The sequence below is a fragment of the Kitasatospora sp. NPDC004745 genome (assembly GCF_042873275.1).
Taxonomy (GTDB): Bacteria; Actinomycetota; Actinomycetes; order Streptomycetales; family Streptomycetaceae; genus Kitasatospora.
The window spans coordinates 85,118-102,088 of the sequence record NZ_JBIALK010000021.1 but is presented as its reverse complement, the minus strand read 5'-3'; the positions used below and the strand labels follow the sequence as shown (position 1 = coordinate 102,088).

Sequence of the window (16,971 nt, the reverse complement as noted above, 5' to 3'; positions counted from 1 at the left end):
GATACCTCCCGTATCGCCTGGAACGAACTGGTGGCCGCATGACTGTCCGGACCCGCCCCGCGCTCTGGTGGCGCATGGGAATCGTGCTCTCGGCGGGCCTCGGCCTGACCCTCGGGACGGCGCCACTGGTGTACTTCACCGTGCAGAGCAACGTCATCGTGCTCGGCTACTTCATCGGCGCGGTGTACTGGATGACCGAGCGCGGCACCGTGGACGCGCCCGCGCCCCGGCTGCGCGGCGCCGCCACCCTCTACATCCTGATCACCGGGCTGGTCTCGCACATCCTGCTCCAGCACGGCGCCAACCCGCTGCCCGGGCTGGTCGACGGGCCGGACCGGCTCGCCCACTGGTCGTCCTTCTTCCTGCACTACGTCACGCCGGTGATGGTGATCGTCGACTGGCTGGTGCTGAAGCCGCGCAACGCGGCGGCCTGGAAGGACGTCCCGTTGTGGCTGGCGTTCCCGCTCGGCTACGCCGCGATCGTGCTGACCCGCAACGCGCTCTTCGACGACTACCCGACGCCCTACCCCTACTTCTTCTTCGACCCCACCACCAAGGGCTACGGCTACGTCTGGGGCCAGATCGCCCTGCTGACCGTCGAGTTCACCGTGCTCGCGGCCGCCGTGGTCGGCCTCGACCGACTCGGCACCCTGGTGGCCGCCAAACTCCGGCCCGCCCGGGCCTAGCACGCCCGCCCGGGCGTACCGGGCCCGCCCGGGCGCACCGGTCCCCGCCCGACGACGGCCGCGAGCGGCGACCGGCCTCAGATCCGCCAGGCGCGGATCCGGTCGGCCGCCGCGTACACGTCCGCCCGCCCCTCGGCGACGTCCCTCGCCAGCTCGACCAGCGCCCCGTACGGCGGGTCGACGCCCTCCCCGGCCGCGTGCATGTACGCGGCCGTCGTCATGCAGGCGTACAGGTTGTTGCGCACCGGCAGCGGCCGCAGCAGCACGATCGTGTGCATCAGGGTGGCCGCGCACCAGGCGGCGTCCGCGTCGTGGCCGAGCTGGGCGGTGTTCACCCGGTGCCGGGCGACGGCGGCCTGCAGCGCCGAGTAGTCCCGCACGCTGAGGTCCTCGGGCGAGGCCAGCTCCTGGACGTCCAGCAGCCAGCGCAGGTCGACGTGGAGCAGCGCCCGCTCCGCACCCCTGCCGTTCACGCGGCGGGCGCGTCCTCCGGGAACGCGGCGTCGAACTCGGCCCGGTGCGCCTTCCAGAACGCCACCGCGTGGTCCACGAACACCCGCCGCTGCTGCTCCCGCACGCTCAGGTCGTGGACGTAGGCCTTGACGCTCTTCCCGTCGGCGGCGGCGGCCTCGCGGATCGCGGCGAGCTCGTGCTCCGTGTACTCGATGTTGAGCGCAGGCATGGCGCCGATGGTACTGGAGCACACCGGAGTTGGGTACCGAAGCGGCACCGCCGCCGGAGCCCGCGACAGGGCCCACGGGCTCCGGCCGGGCGCCCCGCCACGGCGCCGCCGGGGAGCCGGCCGTGCCCGGGGCACGGCTCCGGGCACGGCCGGCGGTGGCACCGCACCGGCGCCGTCACATCGGGTCCACCGCCCGCAGGTCGCCGTCCAGCTCCAGCCACCTGGTCGGGCCCAGTCCGCGCAGGAACGGCAGGTCGTGGCTCGCCACGATCAGCGCGCCCCGGTAGGCGGCGAGCGCCTCGGTGAGCTGGCGGACGCTGGCGAGGTCCAGGTTGTTGGTCGGCTCGTCGAGCAGCAGCAGCTGCGGCGGCGGGTCGGCCAGCAGCAGGGCGGCCAGGGTGGCCCGGAACCGCTCGCCCCCGGAGAGGGTGGCGGCCCGCTGGTCGGCCCGGCCGCCGCGGAACAGGAAGCGCGCCAGCCGGGCCCGGATCGCGTTGTCCCCCGCCGAGGGGGCGAAGGACTTGACGTTCTCCACCACGGTGAGCCCGTCGTCCAGCAGGTCGAGCCGCTGCGGCAGGTGGCGCAGCGGCACCGGGGTGGTGATCTCCCCCTCCAGCGCCGCGAGTTCGCCCGCGACGGCTCGCAGCAGGGTGCTCTTGCCCGCGCCGTTGCGGCCGACCAGGGCGACCCGCTCGGGGCCGCGCAGATCGAGGTCGGCGGTGATGCCGTGCGGCAGCCGGACCTTCTGCAGGGTGAGCACGGTGCGCCCGGCCGGGACGGCGGTGCGCGGCAGGTCGATCCGGATCGCGGCGTCGTCGCGGACGGCCTCCTCCGCGGCGGTGAGCCGCTGCCTGGCCTCCTCCAGGCGTTCGGTGTGCATGCCCTGGAGCCGCCCGGCCGTCTCCTGGCCCTGGCGTTTGAGCTTGCCCGCGACGATGTGCGGGTCGTTGCGGGCGATCGAGCGCTTCCTCCCGTAGCTGGCGCTGCGCTCGAGCCGGACGCGGGCCTCGGTGAGGTCCCGCTTCTGGCGCTGGACGTCGGCCTCGGCGTTGCGCAGGAGCCGCTCGGCCGTCTCCTGCTGGGCGGCCAGGGTGCGCTCGTACGCGGCGAAGTTGCCCCCGTACCACGTCACCGCGCCGTCCCTCAGGTCGGCGATCTGGTCGACGTGCTGCAGCAGTTCGCGGTCGTGGCTGACGATCAGCATGACGCCGTGCCAGCCCGCCACCGTCTCGTAGAGCCGCTCCCGGGCGGCCCGGTCGAGGTTGTTGGTGGGCTCGTCCAGCAGCAGGACGTCGGGGCGGCGCATGAGCAGCGCGGCGAGGCGCAGCAACACGGCCTCGCCGCCGGAGAGTTCGCCGGTGGTGCGGTCGAGGTCGAGCCGGTGCAGGCCGAGCCGGTCGAGGGTGGCGCGGGCGCGCTCCTCGACGTCCCAGTCGTCGCCGACCGCGTCGAAGTGGCGCTGGTCGGTGTCGCCGGACTCGATGGCGTGCAGGGCCTCGCGGGCGGCCCGGACGCCGAGCGCCTCGTCCACCCGCAGCCCGGTGTCCAGCGTCAGGCCCTGCGGGAGGTGGCCGAGTTCGCCGTCGACCCGGACGGTGCCGCCGGTCGGGGTCAGCTCGCCGGCCAGCAGCCGCAGCAGGGTGGACTTGCCGGCCCCGTTGAGCCCGATCAGGCCGGTGCGGCCGGGGCCGACCGCGAGGTGGAAGCCGTCCAGGACGGGCTTGCCGTCCGGCCACTCGAAGGACAGGTCGGTGCAGAGCACGGCGGTGGTGGGTTGTGCCATGAAGGGACTCCCGGATGGTTGCCGAAGGAAGGGGGAGCAACACGGGGAGACACCGCGGGTGCGGGCCGCTACGGCCGGGGGGAGTCGCCGGAGGTCGGCCGCGCGTCCAGGAGGACGCGCGGGGACCGGGCTCGCCAGGGGGCCGTGACCGAGGTCGCACACTCGCGCACCGCGCGGCAACAGGCCTGCGCGGCGGGGGCGGTGTCCCGGGACCTCAGTAGAGCAACGGCCTTCTCCTTGTCTGGCTGGTGGCTCGGACCACGCTACGCACGCCGCCGGACGCGGACAACCGGTTTTCGGGCGCCGGAGGAGGGCGGGTGCCGATCCGGTGCCGATCCGGTGACGGCTCCGTCCCAGCCCGGGGCGGGCGTAAGGAGGTCCTTATCCGCATGGCAGACTCCTCACCTGCCGCACCTGCGGCCCCTCCCGGGGGCCGTACCCGCGGAACGGGGCGTGCGGCCGTTATTCACAGGGGGAACTGAACTCATGTCACCGATATCCCGGCCGAGCCGTGCCGTCCTGGGCGCTTCCGTCGCCGCGCTGACCGTGCTGGCCGCCACCTCGTGCGGCCCCGACAACAGCGACCCGGCCGGGGCCCAGACCGCGGCCCCCACGGTGGCCGCCAGCGCCTCCGGCAAGCCGGGCGCGGCGCCGCTCAAGCTGCCGACCGTCGAAGAGCTGAAGACCTGGAAGCTCGAGGACTGGGACAAGTGGGCCAAGGAGAACGTCGTCACCCCGGCGGTCAAGGGCTACTGGACCCTGCAGAAGCTGCTGAACGCCAAGCCCAAGCCGCTGCCGCAGGCCCCGGCCCAGGACCCGACGCAGGCGCCCGCCCAGCCGACCGGCGCTGCCCCGGCGCAGCCCACCACCGCGGCCCCGGCCCAGCCCACCGCCGCCCAGCCGCCGACCGGGCCCGACCAGCTGCCCGCCGTCGTCCCGGCGAAGCCCGTGGCGCACCCGTTCCCGAAGAACATGCACGTCAACGGCAAGATCTTCTTCAAGGACGGCAACGAGGACTACGTCTGCTCCGGCACCGTCGTCTCCGACCCGGCCAACCCCGGCAAGAGCAACCTGGTGTGGACCGCGAGCCACTGCCTGCACGGCGGCAAGGGCAACAAGTACTACACCGACATCACCTTCGCCCCGGCCTTCAACAGCAACGGCGTGCTGAGCAACGGCAACAAGCAGAAGTCCAAGCTGGACGACGCCGAGCCGTACGGCGAGTGGGGCGCGACCGCCGGCATGGTCTCCCCGCAGTGGACCTCGGAGGCCGACCCGGAGCACGGCGGCCCCTGGAGCCAGTACGACTTCGGCATCATCAAGGTCGCCAACCCCGACCCGAACGGCAAGTCGCTCGAGGAGACCGTCGGCGGCTCGGTGCCGCTGTGGTTCAACGCCCCGCGCGAGCAGCTCGCCTCCGTCAGCAACTACGGCTTCCCGGAGGGCAAGCCCTTCGACGGCGTCGAGCTGGAGCACTGCGACGGCGGCAAGCCCGCCAAGAAGACCGGCGACCCGAGCCGCCCGGCGATGCTGCTGATCGGCTGCAACATGACCGGCGGCAGCAGCGGCGGCGGCTGGTACGCGACCAAGGACGGCAAGCCGGCCCTGGTCAGCGACACCTCCATCGGCAACGGGGCGAACACCTACGAGGCCGGCCCGTACCTCGAGGACGTGGCGGCGCACATGTTCGACTACTTCTCGAAGAAGGCCAAGTGATCCGCTGAGGGGCGACCCTCACGCGCCCGGGGGCCGCGGCCGGCGCGGCCGCGGCCCCCGGGCGTCCCCCTGCACCCGCCGCCCGCGCCGGGCCCGCCGGCCCGGCACCCTGCGGGTTTTCCGCCGCCCGGCGCCCTCCTCCTACAATCGGGCTCATCATGAGCGCCACACTCGTAGTCAAGGACCTCGCCGCCGGCCACGGCGAACGCACCCTCTTCTCCGGCCTGGACCTGGTCGTCGCCCCGGGCGACGTGATCGGCCTGGTCGGCGTGAACGGCGCCGGCAAGTCGACGCTGCTGCGGCTGCTGGCCGGCCTGGACACACCCGAGGGCGGTTCGCTGCGGCTGAGCCCGGCGAGCGCCAACGTCGGCCACCTGCCGCAGGAGCCGGAGCGACGCGAGGGCGAGTCCGTCCGCGACTTCCTGGCCCGCCGCACCGGGGTGGCCGCCGCGCAGGCCGCGCTGGACGAGGCCACCGAGGGCCTCGTCGAGGGCCGCCCGGGCGCCGACGACGCCTACGCCGTCAGTCTGGACCGCTGGCTGGACCTCGGCGGCGCCGACCTGGAGGAGCGCGCCGAGGAGGTCGCCGACTCGCTCGGGCTGAAGGTCTCGCTCGACCTGCCGATGACGGCGCTGTCCGGCGGCCAGGCCGCCCGGGCCGGCCTCGCCTCGCTGCTGCTCTCCCGCTACGACGTCTTCCTGCTCGACGAGCCCACCAACGACCTCGACCTGGACGGCCTGGAGCGGCTGGAGTCCTTCGTCAAGGGCCTGCGCGCGGGCACCGTGCTGATCAGCCACGACCGCGAGTTCCTGGCCCGCACCGTCACCAAGGTGCTCGAACTGGACCTGCACCAGCAGCAGGTCAACCTGTACGGCGGCGGCTACGAGGCGTACCTGGAGGAGCGCGACGTCGCCCGCCGGCACGCCCGCGAGGAGTACGAGGAGTACGCCGACACCAAGGCCGGGCTGGAGGCCCGGGCCCGGATGCAGCGCGGCTGGATGGAGCACGGCGTGCGCAACGCCCGCCGCAAGTCCAGCGACAACGACAAGATGGGCCGCGCGGTGCGCGCCGAGTCCACCGAGAAGCAGGCCTCCAAGGCCCGCCAGACCCAGCGGATGATCGAGCGGCTGGACGTGGTCGAGGAGCCCCGCAAGGAGTGGGAGCTGCGGATGGAGATCGCCACCGCGCCGCGCTCCGGCGCAGTGGTCGCCACCCTGCGCGCGGCCGTCGCCCGGCGCGGCGACTTCGCGTTCGGCCCGGTGGACCTGCAGATCGACTGGGCGGACCGGATCGCCATCACCGGCGCCAACGGCGCGGGCAAGTCCACGCTGCTGGCCGCCCTGCTCGGCCGACTCGAACTCGACTCCGGCAACGCCTCGTTGGGCTCCGGCGTGGTGGTCGGCGAGGTCGACCAGGCGCGCGGGCTGTTCCTCGGCGGCGAGCCGCTGGCGGAGGCGTTCGCCGCCGCCGTGCCGGAGCTCACGCCGGAGGAGGTGCGCACCCTGCTGGCCAAGTTCGGCCTCAAGGCGGTGCACGTCCTGCGCCCGGCCGACACCCTCTCCCCCGGCGAGCGCACCCGGGCCGCGCTCGCGCTGCTGCAGGCGCGCGGGGTCAACCTGCTGGTGCTGGACGAGCCCACCAACCACCTGGACCTGCCCGCGATCGAGCAGTTGGAGTCCGCGCTCTCCTCGTACACCGGCACCCTGCTGCTGGTCACCCACGACCGGCGGATGCTGGACACCGTCGCGGTGAACCGGCGGATCGAGGTCCGGGGCGGGCGGGTGCACGAGCTGTAGACCGCCATTGGTCTCTACCTCTTCCCGGCACGGCGCCCATGTGCTGTGCTGTCGACCATGGTTGAGAACCGTACGATCGACAGCACGGCGGACGGCAGCTCCTACCCGAGCGTCCCGCTCCGCCCCATGACGGTGCCCGCCCACGAGGCCGAGGCCCGCAGCAGGTCCTTCCACGACGTGATGGCGCTGCGCCGGACCGTCCGCGACTACGCGACCCGCCCGATCCCGGACGGCGTGGTCGAGTGGGCGGTCCGGACCGCCAACACCGCGCCCAGCGGCGCGCACGTCCAGCCCTGGCGGTTCGTGGTGATCACCGACCCGGAGCGCAAGCGGCGGCTGCGCGAGGCCGCCGAGGCCGAGGAGCGCGAGTTCTACGCGCACCGCGCCTCGGCGGAGTGGCTGGCCGCACTGGCACCGATCGGCACCGACTGGCGCAAGCCGTTCCTGGAGGACGCACCGGCGGTGATCGTGGTGTTCGAGGTCCACAAGGGGCCCGACTCGCCGCGCCCGTACTACACCAAGGAGTCGGTGGGCATCGCCGTCGGCCTGCTGCTGGCCTCCCTGCACCAGGCCGGCCTGGCCACCCTGACCCACACGCCGAGCCCGATGAGGTTCCTCAACGAGGTGTGCGACCGCCCGGTCGAGGAGCGCGCCGCCTACGTCATCCCGGTCGGCTACCCAGCCGACGGGGCGCGCGTCCCGGACCTGCGGCGCAAGGAGCTCGACGAGGTGCTCGTCCGGCTCTGAGCGGCCGGTCGCGCACGCCGGGGCGTGCGGGCGGGCGCCGCCCGGGACCCGGCTGGTGACAGGTCCCGGCCAAGGACATAATCGCGGTCATGAGCCACCCGCAGCCACGGTCCTGCGACCACCCGCCCGCACCGTTCCCCGGCCCCGGCCCCGGCCCGCAGGAGGTCACCACCGGGCGGCCGCCCGAGGTGCTGCGGCTGCCCGGCGGGATCTCGCTGCTGCGCCGCCGCACCACCCACGCGCTCGCCCTCAACAAGGCCGTCCGCGCCAACCTCGACCACCTGCGGCCCTGGATGGAGTGGGCGGCCGAGGCCCCCAGCCGGGCCCAGTCCGCCGAGCTGACCAGGGCCGGCGCCCTCGCCTGGGAGGCCGGCACCGACTTCATGTACCTGGTCGGCCTGGACGCCGAACCCGGCGGGGTGATCGGCGCCTTCGGCCTGCACGGCCGGATCGGCCCCGGCGCGCTGGAGATCGGCTACTGGGTCGCCGCGCGGCACGCCGGGCGCGGCATCGCCACCACCGCCACCGCCGCGCTCACCGAGGCCGCGCTGGCCCTGCCCGGCATCGCCCGGGTGGAGATCCACTGCGACGAGGCGAACGGCGCCAGCGCGGCCGTCCCGCGCAAGCTCGGCTACCGGCTCGACCGGGTCGCCGCGGCCGCCGTCCGGGCGCCGGCCGAGACCGGGCGGCAGCTGATCTGGGTGATGGAGCGGTAGCGGGGCCGCGCCCACGGGTGGCGGGCGGCCGGTGTGGCCGGCGGTGGCGGGCGCGGGTTCGTCGCGGCTGGCGCGGGCGCCGGCCGGTGGCGCCCGCCGGTCAGTAGCGCCCGCCGGTCGGCGCCGGCAGCGCGTCCAGCTCGGCCAGGTCGGCGGCGGTGAGCACGACCTCGGCCGCCCCCGCGTTGTCCACCAGGTAGCGCGGCGTGCGGGTCCCCGGGATCGGGAAGACGTGACGCCCCTGCGCCAGCACCCAGGCCAGCGCCACCTGGGCCGGGGTCGCGCCGACCCGCTCGGCGACCGCCTCGACCCTGCCGACCAGCTCCAGGTTCGCCTTCAGCGCGTCCTGCTGGAAGCGCGGCAGGGCACGGCGGAAGTCGTCCGCCGGGAGCTCGTCGAAGGAGGAGATGCTGCCGGTCAGGAAGCCCCGGCCGAGCGGGGAGAACGGCAGGAACGCGATCCCGTGCTCCTCGGTGTACGGCAGGACGTCGGCCAGGGCGTCCCGGGTCCAGAGCGACAGCTCCGACTGCACGGAGGCCACCGGGTGCACCGCCCGGGCCCGCTCGATCTCCTCGACGCTCACCTCGGACAGGCCGATCCGGCGGGCCTTGCCGGCCTCCACGGCCTCGGCGAGCGCTCCCCAGGTCTCCTCGATCGGGACCTCCGGGTCGACCCGGTGCAGCTGGTAGAGGTCGACGTGGTCGGTGCCGAGCCGGCGCAGGCTGTCGTCGATCGCGCGCCGCACGTGCTCGGGCCGGCCGTCGCGCCCGACCCGCTCGCCGCCGGCGCCCGGGACGAGGCCGACCTTGGTGGCCAGGAAGGCGCGCTCCCGGTACGGGCCGGCCAGGGCCGCGCCCACCACCTCCTCGTTGCTGTAGGGGCCGTAGATGTCGGCGGTGTCGATGAGGGTGACCCCGAGGTCCAGCGCCTGGCGGATCACCCGGACGGAGTTGTCGTCGTCCCGGTTGTGCACGTCGTACGCCCAGGTCATCCCCATGCAGCCGAGGCCGATGACACCGGTCTCCGGGCCGTTGGTACCGAACGTGGCGTTGCGCATGGCGGTGTTCCCATCTGTGCGGTGGTGGTGCGGCGGTCGTGCGGTGGACCGACGCGTCCAGCATTCACCTTGGAGTGCGCTCGAGGTCAAGCGCGTCCGCCGGGGCCGGGCCACCGGGGCGGGCGGGTCTCCCGGAGCCGGGTGTGCGTCAGGCCGGCCGGGCCGTCGGGGACTCCGGGGCCGTCGGGGCCTCGGGCGTCGCCAGGGCCTCCGGGGCCGTCGGGGTCTGCCGGTCCGCGCTGCCCGCGCGCGCCGCCCGGTCGGCCCGGCCCGCCAGGAGCCAGTCCCGGAAGCCGCCGGCCAGGACGAGCTCGGCCAGCGCCGCGTAGCCGCCCGCGCCCGGGTGGGCGCCGTCCCCCGCGGTGGCCTCGGCCACCCACGCGGGGTTCCCGGCCAGCGCCCGGGTGACGTCGACGAACGGCACGGCGCGCTCCGCGCAGACCTCGGCGAGCAGCGGGACCAGGGCCAGCATCCGGTCCAGTTGCCGGGCGCCGCCCATGACCACCGGGGGCGGCCCGACCACCAGGGCGCCGTGGCCGCGGTCCCGGGCGCCGTCGAGCAGCGCGGCCAGGTTCGTCCGCGTCCGGTCCGGCGGGACGCGCGGGCCGCCGGACGGCGACTCGGTGGAGTCGTTGCTGCCGACCGAGACGACCAGCCGGTGGTAGGCGCCGGGCACCGTACGCGCCTCGACCTCCGCCCAGCAGCGGCGCAGCACGTCCGTGGAGGTGTTGCGGCGGACGCCCAGGTTGTACGCGGTGACGTCGGCCGCGCAGGCCTGGAGCGCCCGGCCGACCCACCCGCGGAACTCCGGGTCGCCGAGGCCCTGGACGAAGGAGTCCCCGATGAAGCAGATGCGCGTGTCGTCGATCACCGGCTCAGCCTAGGCCGGAGCGCACGACGGGGTGGGGGCTCGCGCGGATCGTCCCACTCCCTGGACGGGGCCGGCCTGATGACGGCGGATCGGCCCGGGCCGACCGCCGGGAACGCTCCGCCCGGCCCGGCGCCGCCGCACCGGCCCGGTCGAAACCGGCGCGCGAGAGCCTGCCCGGGGGCCGTGCACGCCACCGGGCGCCGCCCGTCCCGTCTTGGCAGCGATCACCGTGACCGAAGACGCTCTGTGCACAGCCGATCATCGGCCGATCATCGGTTGATCCCCACCACTCCTCGGAGGACCACCCGTGCCGCTCTCCCGCACCCGCACCGCCCTCGCCGTCCTGCTCGTCGTCGGCGCCACCGCCCTGGCCGCCCCGGCCCAGGCCGCCGGCGGCCACCGCGCGCTCAGCCGCTTCGACGACGGCAGCTTCGAGACCCCGAAGGTCCCGGCGAACTCCTTCACCGGGGTGTCCGCCGGTCAGACCATCGGCCCGTGGAAGGTCACCGCCGGCAACGTCGACCTGATCGGCGCCGGGTTCTGGCAGGCCGCCGAGGGCGACCAGTCACTCGACCTCAACGGCTCCGGCAGCGGCACCGTCGCCCAGGGCTTCACCACCACCCCGGGCACCACCTACTCCGTCACCTACGCGCTCGCCGGCAACCCCGAAGGCGGGGTCGCCCTGCGCACCGGCCGGGCGCTGATCGACGGCCAGGACTTCCAGGACTTCTCCTTCGACGTCACCGGCAGGACGAGGGCCGCCATGGGCTACGTGGGGCGCCAGTTCACCTTCGTCGCGCAGGGCACGTCCACCACCCTGAGCTTCGTCAGCACCGTCGGCGGCGCGTACGGCCCGGTCCTCGACGACGTCCAGGTGAAGGAGTGCACCTCCTGCTGCGGCCACTGACCGGCTCCGGCCGACCCGCGGGCCCGGTGGGCCGACGGCACCGCCGTCGGCCCACCGGCGCGTCCGGCACCCCGCCTTAAACACTTCCTAAAACCTTCCCAGGGCGGCCTTCCGATGCGCCGGAAGTGCTTGACGTGCACAGCTGGTCTAGTCCAGTTTGATGCTCAGCACCGCGCAGCCCCACCGCGCACCGCTCCCCCGCACCGCGCAGCCCCACCCCGCACCGCGCTCCCCACGCACCGGATCCTCCCCCGCACCGGACCAGCCCCCAAGCTGCCGCCCGCACCGTGTCTCCCCCCTCGCGGCGCGGGCGGCCCCACGTCCCGAGAGGCACCCCCATGCCCAGCGCGCCCCGACCCACCCCCACGCACCGCCGTTCCGGCGGCCGCACCAAGCTGCTCGGCCTGGCCGCCGCCACCGCGCTCGCCGCCGGCGGTCTGGCCGTCGTCGCCGGGAACGCCGGAGCCGTCGACGCTCCCGGCAACCTGCTCGCCAACCCGGGCCTGGAGAGCGGCGCACTGAGTCCGTGGAGCTGTTCCGGCGGCACCGGCAGCGTCGTCAACTCCGGCGCCCACAGCGGGAGCCACGCGCTGAAGGGGGCGGTGGGCGCGAGCGACACCGCGCAGTGCGGCCAGAGCGTCGCGGTGCGGCCCAACACCACCTACCAGCTCAGCGCCTGGGTACAGGGCCAGTACGTCTACCTCGGCGCCACCGGCAGCGGCGTCACCGACCCGGCCACCTGGACCCCGGGCGGCGCCGACTGGCAGCAGCTGTCGACGGGTTTCACCACCGGCCCGGCCACCACCAGCGTCACCGTCTACCTGCACGGCTGGTACGGGCAGGGCGCCTACCTCGCCGACGACGTCACGCTCACCGGCCCCGGCGGCACCCCCACCACCCCGCCCACCTCGGGCACCCCGACCGGCACGCCCACCGGCGGCCCGACCGGCACCCCGACCGGCGGGCCGAGCACCCCGCCGCCCAACGTCGCCGTGCCCGTCGCCCCGTACATCGACATGGGCGCCTGGCCCACCCCGTCCATGCCCGCCATGGCCAAGGCCGGCAACCTCAAGGCCTACACCATGGGCTTCGTCACCGCCGTCGGCTGCAAGGCCAGCTGGTTCAACGCCTACGACCCGCGCACCGGCTGGGCCAAGGACCAGATCGACGCGCTGCGGGCGGCCGGCGGCGACGTCAAGCTCTCCTTCGGCGGCGCCAGCGGCACCGAACTCGCCGCCGCCTGCACCTCGGTGGACTCCCTGTTCAACGAGTACGACGCCGTGGTCAACGCCTACGGCCTGCGCTACGTCGACTTCGACATCGAGGGCGCGGCCATCGCCGACACCGTCTCCAACGACCGCCGCTCCGCCGCGCTCGCCAGGCTCCAGCAGGCCCACCCGGGCCTCAAGGTCTCGTTCACCCTGCCCGTCCTGCCCGAGGGCCTGACCTCCGAGGGCGTCGCCATCGTCAAGTCGGCCCGGGACGCGGGCGTCGCCGTCGACCTGGTGAACATCATGGCCATGGACTACTACCGGGCCGGCACCGACTACGGCAACGCCGCCGTCCAGGCCGCCCAGGCGCTCTTCGGGCAGCTCAAGGCGCTCTACCCGGCCCGGACCGACGCCCAGCTGTGGGCCATGGTCGGGGTCACCCCGATGCTCGGCGAGAACGACGACCACCAGATCTACAACCAGGCCGCCGCCCAGCAGTTGGTGAACTTCGCCAAGCAGAACCACCTCGGCATGCTGGCCTTCTGGGACGCCACCCGGGACGCCAACGCCTGCACCGGCGGCTCGCTGTCCAAGTGCACCAACATCCCGCAGCAGCCGTACGAGTTCGCGAAGATCTTCGCGCAGTACGCGGGCTGATCCGCGGGCCGATCACCGCGGGGCGAGGTGCCGGCGGGCCTGGAGGCCGCCGGCACCTCGGCGTTCCGGAGGACCGGGACCCGTTCCCGGCGGGCGGCGATGCCGGGGGGCCGACCGCCCGGAAATTGGCATCTCATCAGGCCGGACCGTCCACTACAGTCCCACCCACCTGCACGACCAGAGGGGGCGGACATGACCGGCATGACGGTCCGGGACGACGAGAACCAGCACACCGGCACCACGTCGGCGGCCGAAGCCGCCGACGGCCGCGGCACGACCGACCATGCGGGCTGCGTCCGCGATGCAGGCCGTGTCGGAGCTGCGGGCTGCGTCGGAGATGCGGGCCGCGTCGGCGATGCGGGCCGCGTCGGCGATGCGGGCCGTGACCTCACCGCCGAGGAGCTCGCCGCCTTCGACCGCACCCTCGGCCGACTGCGCACCCTCCCCGCACACTCCCGCACCCGGCAGCACGCCGAGCGGCAGCTCCGCTCCTTCGTGACGGAGAGCCGCAAACTCCGCCGCCGCGAGGCCAGGGACACCCTGCGCCAGGCCGACGCCGAGCTGCTCGCCGGCACCGCGACCGGCGCCCGGCACCGCCGCGAGGACGCACCGCTCGCCACCGCCCACGGGCCGGTCGGCGACCTGCGGATCCCGCGCAAGTGCTACGTCTGCAAGGGGCCGTACCACCAGGTCGACGCCTTCTACCACATGCTCTGCCCGGACTGCGCCGCCGACAACACCGGCCGCCGCACCCTGGGCACCGACCTGCGCGGCCGCCGCGCCCTGCTCACCGGCGGGCGCGTCAAGATCGGCTACCACCTGGCCCTGATGATGCTCCGCGACGGCGCCGAGCTCATCGTCACCAGCCGCTTCCCGCACGACACCGTCCGCCGCTTCCGCGCCGCCGAGGGCAGCGGGCAGTGGTGGGACCGGCTCACCGTGGTCGGCATCGACCTGCGCGACCCGCGCCAGGTCATCGGGCTCACCGACCGGCTGACCGCCGAGGGCCGGCCGCTGGACGTCCTCGTCAACAACGCCGCGCAGACCCTGCGCCGCCCGCCGGAGTCCTACGCCCTGCTGGCCGCCGGCGAGCGCAGCGCCCTGCCCGCCGCCGAGCGCCGGGCCGTCACCCACGCCCCCGGTTTCCAGCCGCTCTCCGCGCTCGCCCAACTCCCTTCGGGTTCCGCCTCCTTGCTCGACCTCACCGACGAGGCCGGGCTGCTGCCCGACCTCTCCCCGGCCAACTCCTGGTCCGTCCGGCTCGGTTCGCTCGACCCGGCGGAGGTCCTGGAGACCCAGCTCGTCAACGCCCTCGCCCCCACCCTCCTGTGCGACCGCCTCCTCCCCCTCCTCCTCGCCTCGCCGCACCCCGCCCGCTACATCGTCAACGTCACCGCGGTGGAGGGCCGCTTCGCCGTCCGCAACAAGACCGCAGGCCACCCCCACGCCAACATGGCCAAGGCCGCGCTCAACATGCTCACCCGCACCAGTGCCGCCGACCTCGCCCGACAGGGCGTGCACATGTGCGCCGTCGACACCGGCTGGATCACCGACGAGAACCCGGCGCCGAAGAAGGCCCACCTCGCCGACCAGGGCTTCCGCACCCCGTTGGACGTCGTGGACGGCGCCGCCCGGGTCTACGACCCCATCGTGCGCGGGGAGGCCGGCCACCCGGTGTCGGGAGTGTTCCTCAAGGACTACCGCGAGGCCGCGTGGTGACGCCCCCGCACGGGTGACACCCCGGGCCGCGGCGACGGGTCGTCAACCTCCGCCGCACGGATGTGCGCACGGGCAGCGGACCGCCCGGCCGCACCCGGGTCGTCCGCCCGGGTGCGCGCCCGGTCCGGGGCTGACTCCGGACCGGGCGCGATCATCCGACTATCCCCGGTTCAGCGCCCGGTGGGAAGGTTGGCCCCACCGGTGCAGTCGAACACGACACCGGTGACGAAGGTGTTGGCGGCGAGCAGGTGGATCGCCCGCGCGACGTCCTCGGCCCGGCCGACCCGACCGACCGGGGTGGTCGCGGCGAGGCCGTCGAAGAGCGCCGTCCGCTGCTCGACCGGGACGCGGTCCCACCACGGGGTGTCGATCACGCCCGGCGAGACCGCGTTGATCCGCAGCGGGGCGAGCTCGACGGCCAACGGCGGGACCATGGCCTCCAGGGCGCCGTTGATGGCGGCCAGCCCGGCGGTGCCGGGGATGGCGGCGCGGGCGGAGGCCGCGGTGATCAGGGTGACCGAACCGTCCTGGCGCAGGTGCGGGAGCGCCGCCTGCAGGACGCGGACCTGCGGCCAGAACTTCGCGTCGAACCCGGTGGCCAGATCGGCCAGATCGAGCCCGGCGAACGGGCCGCTGCCGGCGGCGCCGCTGACCGCGACCACCAGGTGGTCGACGGTGCCGACCTCCGCGAAGAAGGCGGCGACCGCCTCGGCGTCCGCGGCGTCCACCCGGTGACCGGTGGTCTTGCCGCCGATCCGGGCGACGGCCGCGTCCAGGCGCTCCCGGTCGCGGCCGGTGATCACGACCTCGGCGCCGTCCGCGGCGAAGGCGGCGGCCGAGGCCTCGCCGATGCCCGAGCTGCCGCCCATCACGACGACGTGCTGTCCGGCGAAGAGTTCAGAGGTGGTGCTCATGGTGGTGCATCCTCCGGTTTGTCGAGACCGCTAGTTCCGGTAATGATGGTTGTCGAGACTGTTAGTCTTGTCAAGGGGATGCAGCGAACCGCAGCAGAGAAGAGGGACCGCCATGCCAGCGACCGACCCCCGGCCCGACACCCCGGCCAACCCGGGCGCCCCTGCTCCGGGAGCCACGGCCCAGGACGCCGCGGCTCCGGACACCACCGACCCGGGCGCCCCCGCGACCCCCACCCGCCCGCACACCGGACGCCGCCGCAACGAGGCCGCCCACCAGGCGATCCTCGACGCCGCCCTCCGCCTGCTCGCCACCTCCGACGGCACACCCGTCACCATCGACGCCATCGCCCGCACCGCCGGCGTCGGCAAGCAGACCGTCTACCGCTGGTGGCCCTCCAAGGGCGCCGTCCTGCTCGACGCGCTCACCGACCGCGCCGACCAGGACGTCCCCGGCGCCGACACCGGCACCCTGCGCAGCGACCTCCGCGCCTTCGTCGCCACCACCTTCGACGGCGCCCAACGCGGCCCCACCGCCCCCGCCCTGCGCACCCTCGTCCGCGAAGCCGCCCGCGACCCCCACCTCGCCGACCTCATGCAGAGCTTCACCGCCACCCGCCGCACCGCCCTGCGCGAACTCCTCGCCCGCGGCCGCGAACGCGGCGAACTCGCCGAGGACACCGACCTCGACCTGGTCGTCGACCAGGTCTACGGGGTCTTCTGGTACCGCTTCCTGCTCGGCCACGCCCCACTGGACGGTACGGTCGCCGACCGGCTCACCCGCTCCCTCCTCGACGGCAACGGCCGGTAGCCCACCGGCCGGGCACCGCCCGACCGGGCACCGAGCCGCCCGACCGCCCGTGGTGTACTACGCGGGTCCACCGTTCAGGCACCAGTCCGCACCAGGAGCGAACCCGTTCGATGAGTGCCACCTGCCCCCAGTGCGCCGCGCCGGACCACACCGTCCCGATACCCCGGGCGGTGGCCGACCCGAGCACACCCCTCGACGGCCCGACCCGCGCGCTGCTGGCCCCGCCGCCCGAACCCCGACCGGCACCCGGGCAGGCCGGCACGGCATCGACGGTGCTCTACGGCATCGCCGCCGCCCTCGCCGTGCTCGGCGTCGTCTCGCTGCTCCACGGAGCCCGGGACCTCGACCGCTACGACGCCGCCTACCGGCTCGGCTACCGCCTGGGCCCGTTCGTCCTCCCCGGCCTCCTGGTGGTCTGCGGCCTGATCGTGCAGGCCGTGTCCCGGCGGCGGCGCCGCCAGGCGGCCGCGATCGTCCTGCCCACCCAGAAGGCCCAGTGGCAGCGGAACCTGAGCGTCTGGCAGGCCGGCTGGCTCTGCCTCGGCTGCCGGACGGCGTTCTTCCCCGACGCCGCCATCCGCCCGGACTTCCCGGCCTCGCCGGCACTCCCCCTCGACCAGTTCCCGCTCTGGGTGATGACCGCCGCCGAGCGCGCCTTCGGCCCCACCTCGCCGCCCGTTCCGCACTGACCGCCCACGGCA

16 protein-coding genes are annotated in these 16,971 nt (G+C 74.6%); 10 read left to right on the top strand and 6 right to left on the bottom strand.

The window, feature by feature from the left end:
• Window positions 1-38 precede the first annotated feature (38 nt).
• Window positions 39-686 (top strand): Pr6Pr family membrane protein, encoded by a 648-nt coding sequence (locus ACFYUY_RS28750; RefSeq protein WP_387904906.1) that lies wholly within the window; start codon window positions 39-41, stop codon window positions 684-686.
• Window positions 687-763: 77 nt separating this feature from the next.
• Here ACFYUY_RS28750 and ACFYUY_RS28745 read toward each other — a convergent pair whose 3' ends face one another.
• The 3 genes from ACFYUY_RS28745 to ACFYUY_RS28735 all read right to left on the bottom strand — a co-directional run bounded on the left by ACFYUY_RS28745 (window position 764) and on the right by ACFYUY_RS28735 (window position 3,151).
• Complete coding sequence (locus ACFYUY_RS28745) at window positions 764-1,159, bottom strand: toxin Doc (protein WP_360214132.1); 396 nt, start codon at window positions 1,157-1,159, stop codon at window positions 764-766.
• Window positions 1,156-1,368, bottom strand: coding sequence for a hypothetical protein (locus ACFYUY_RS28740; RefSeq protein ID WP_360214130.1), 213 nt, complete (start codon window positions 1,366-1,368; stop codon window positions 1,156-1,158). The genes ACFYUY_RS28745 and ACFYUY_RS28740 overlap by 4 nt, the downstream gene beginning before the upstream one ends.
• A gap of 175 nt (window positions 1,369-1,543) precedes the next feature.
• Entirely contained in the window at window positions 1,544-3,151 is a 1,608-nt protein-coding gene (locus ACFYUY_RS28735) for an ABC-F family ATP-binding cassette domain-containing protein (RefSeq protein WP_360214128.1), read from the bottom strand.
• 486 nt (window positions 3,152-3,637) lie between these two features.
• Here ACFYUY_RS28735 and ACFYUY_RS28730 point away from each other — a divergent pair, with 486 nt between their 5' ends.
• The 4 genes from ACFYUY_RS28730 (at window position 3,638) to ACFYUY_RS28715 (ending at window position 8,126) form a co-directional block, all read left to right on the top strand.
• On the top strand, window positions 3,638-4,867 hold the full coding sequence (locus ACFYUY_RS28730) for a hypothetical protein (protein ID WP_360214126.1): 1,230 nt from the start codon (window positions 3,638-3,640) through the stop codon (window positions 4,865-4,867).
• A 158-nt stretch (window positions 4,868-5,025) separates the two neighbouring features.
• Window positions 5,026-6,663 (top strand): ABC-F family ATP-binding cassette domain-containing protein, encoded by a 1,638-nt coding sequence (locus ACFYUY_RS28725; RefSeq protein WP_360214124.1) that lies wholly within the window; start codon window positions 5,026-5,028, stop codon window positions 6,661-6,663.
• Between the two features lie 57 nt (window positions 6,664-6,720).
• Window positions 6,721-7,410 (top strand): nitroreductase family protein, encoded by a 690-nt coding sequence (locus ACFYUY_RS28720; protein ID WP_360214122.1) that lies wholly within the window; start codon window positions 6,721-6,723, stop codon window positions 7,408-7,410.
• Between the two features lie 89 nt (window positions 7,411-7,499).
• Complete coding sequence (locus ACFYUY_RS28715; RefSeq protein WP_387904902.1) at window positions 7,500-8,126, top strand: GNAT family N-acetyltransferase; 627 nt, start codon at window positions 7,500-7,502, stop codon at window positions 8,124-8,126.
• Between the two features lie 100 nt (window positions 8,127-8,226).
• Here ACFYUY_RS28715 and ACFYUY_RS28710 read toward each other — a convergent pair whose 3' ends face one another.
• A complete protein-coding gene (locus tag ACFYUY_RS28710; protein WP_360214118.1) occupies window positions 8,227-9,183 on the bottom strand; it encodes an aldo/keto reductase in 957 nt (318 codons plus the stop codon).
• A 148-nt stretch (window positions 9,184-9,331) separates the two neighbouring features.
• Complete coding sequence (locus ACFYUY_RS28705) at window positions 9,332-10,054, bottom strand: GDSL-type esterase/lipase family protein (RefSeq protein WP_387904899.1); 723 nt, start codon at window positions 10,052-10,054, stop codon at window positions 9,332-9,334.
• A gap of 307 nt (window positions 10,055-10,361) precedes the next feature.
• Here ACFYUY_RS28705 and ACFYUY_RS28700 point away from each other — a divergent pair, with 307 nt between their 5' ends.
• From ACFYUY_RS28700 to ACFYUY_RS28690, 3 genes are all read left to right on the top strand, one after another.
• Complete coding sequence (locus ACFYUY_RS28700) at window positions 10,362-10,961, top strand: choice-of-anchor C family protein (protein ID WP_360214114.1); 600 nt, start codon at window positions 10,362-10,364, stop codon at window positions 10,959-10,961.
• 338 nt (window positions 10,962-11,299) lie between these two features.
• On the top strand, window positions 11,300-12,829 hold the full coding sequence (locus ACFYUY_RS28695) for a carbohydrate binding domain-containing protein (RefSeq protein WP_387904896.1): 1,530 nt from the start codon (window positions 11,300-11,302) through the stop codon (window positions 12,827-12,829).
• A 192-nt stretch (window positions 12,830-13,021) separates the two neighbouring features.
• A complete protein-coding gene (locus ACFYUY_RS28690) occupies window positions 13,022-14,548 on the top strand; it encodes an SDR family oxidoreductase (RefSeq protein WP_387904894.1) in 1,527 nt (508 codons plus the stop codon).
• A 170-nt stretch (window positions 14,549-14,718) separates the two neighbouring features.
• Here ACFYUY_RS28690 and ACFYUY_RS28685 read toward each other — a convergent pair whose 3' ends face one another.
• Window positions 14,719-15,462, bottom strand: a complete 744-nt coding sequence (locus tag ACFYUY_RS28685; protein ID WP_387904892.1) for an SDR family oxidoreductase — start codon at window positions 15,460-15,462, stop codon at window positions 14,719-14,721.
• A 112-nt stretch (window positions 15,463-15,574) separates the two neighbouring features.
• Here ACFYUY_RS28685 and ACFYUY_RS28680 point away from each other — a divergent pair, with 112 nt between their 5' ends.
• Together ACFYUY_RS28680 and ACFYUY_RS28675 are read left to right on the top strand one after the other, a co-directional pair.
• Window positions 15,575-16,270 carry a TetR/AcrR family transcriptional regulator gene (locus ACFYUY_RS28680; protein WP_387904889.1) on the top strand — a complete coding sequence of 232 codons (696 nt, stop codon included), beginning with the start codon at window positions 15,575-15,577 and terminating at the stop codon, window positions 16,268-16,270.
• Window positions 16,271-16,380: 110 nt separating this feature from the next.
• A complete protein-coding gene (locus ACFYUY_RS28675) occupies window positions 16,381-16,959 on the top strand; it encodes a hypothetical protein (RefSeq protein ID WP_387904887.1) in 579 nt (192 codons plus the stop codon).
• The last annotated feature ends 12 nt before the right edge of the window (window positions 16,960-16,971 follow it).

Coding starts and splice junctions, on each gene's coding strand:
- ACFYUY_RS28695 (WP_387904896.1), top strand. CDS start 11,300: ATGCCCAGCGCGCCCCGACCCACCCCCACGCACCGCCGTTCCGGCGGC.
- ACFYUY_RS28675 (WP_387904887.1), top strand. CDS start 16,381: ATGAGTGCCACCTGCCCCCAGTGCGCCGCGCCGGACCACACCGTCCCG.
- ACFYUY_RS28740 (WP_360214130.1), bottom strand. CDS start 1,368: ATGCCTGCGCTCAACATCGAGTACACGGAGCACGAGCTCGCCGCGATC.
- ACFYUY_RS28725 (WP_360214124.1), top strand. CDS start 5,026: ATGAGCGCCACACTCGTAGTCAAGGACCTCGCCGCCGGCCACGGCGAA.
- ACFYUY_RS28715 (WP_387904902.1), top strand. CDS start 7,500: ATGAGCCACCCGCAGCCACGGTCCTGCGACCACCCGCCCGCACCGTTC.
- ACFYUY_RS28735 (WP_360214128.1), bottom strand. CDS start 3,151: ATGGCACAACCCACCACCGCCGTGCTCTGCACCGACCTGTCCTTCGAG.
- ACFYUY_RS28720 (WP_360214122.1), top strand. CDS start 6,721: ATGGTTGAGAACCGTACGATCGACAGCACGGCGGACGGCAGCTCCTAC.
- ACFYUY_RS28680 (WP_387904889.1), top strand. CDS start 15,575: ATGCCAGCGACCGACCCCCGGCCCGACACCCCGGCCAACCCGGGCGCC.
- ACFYUY_RS28685 (WP_387904892.1), bottom strand. CDS start 15,462: ATGAGCACCACCTCTGAACTCTTCGCCGGACAGCACGTCGTCGTGATG.
- ACFYUY_RS28750 (WP_387904906.1), top strand. CDS start 39: ATGACTGTCCGGACCCGCCCCGCGCTCTGGTGGCGCATGGGAATCGTG.
- ACFYUY_RS28690 (WP_387904894.1), top strand. CDS start 13,022: ATGACCGGCATGACGGTCCGGGACGACGAGAACCAGCACACCGGCACC.
- ACFYUY_RS28730 (WP_360214126.1), top strand. CDS start 3,638: ATGTCACCGATATCCCGGCCGAGCCGTGCCGTCCTGGGCGCTTCCGTC.
- ACFYUY_RS28710 (WP_360214118.1), bottom strand. CDS start 9,183: ATGCGCAACGCCACGTTCGGTACCAACGGCCCGGAGACCGGTGTCATC.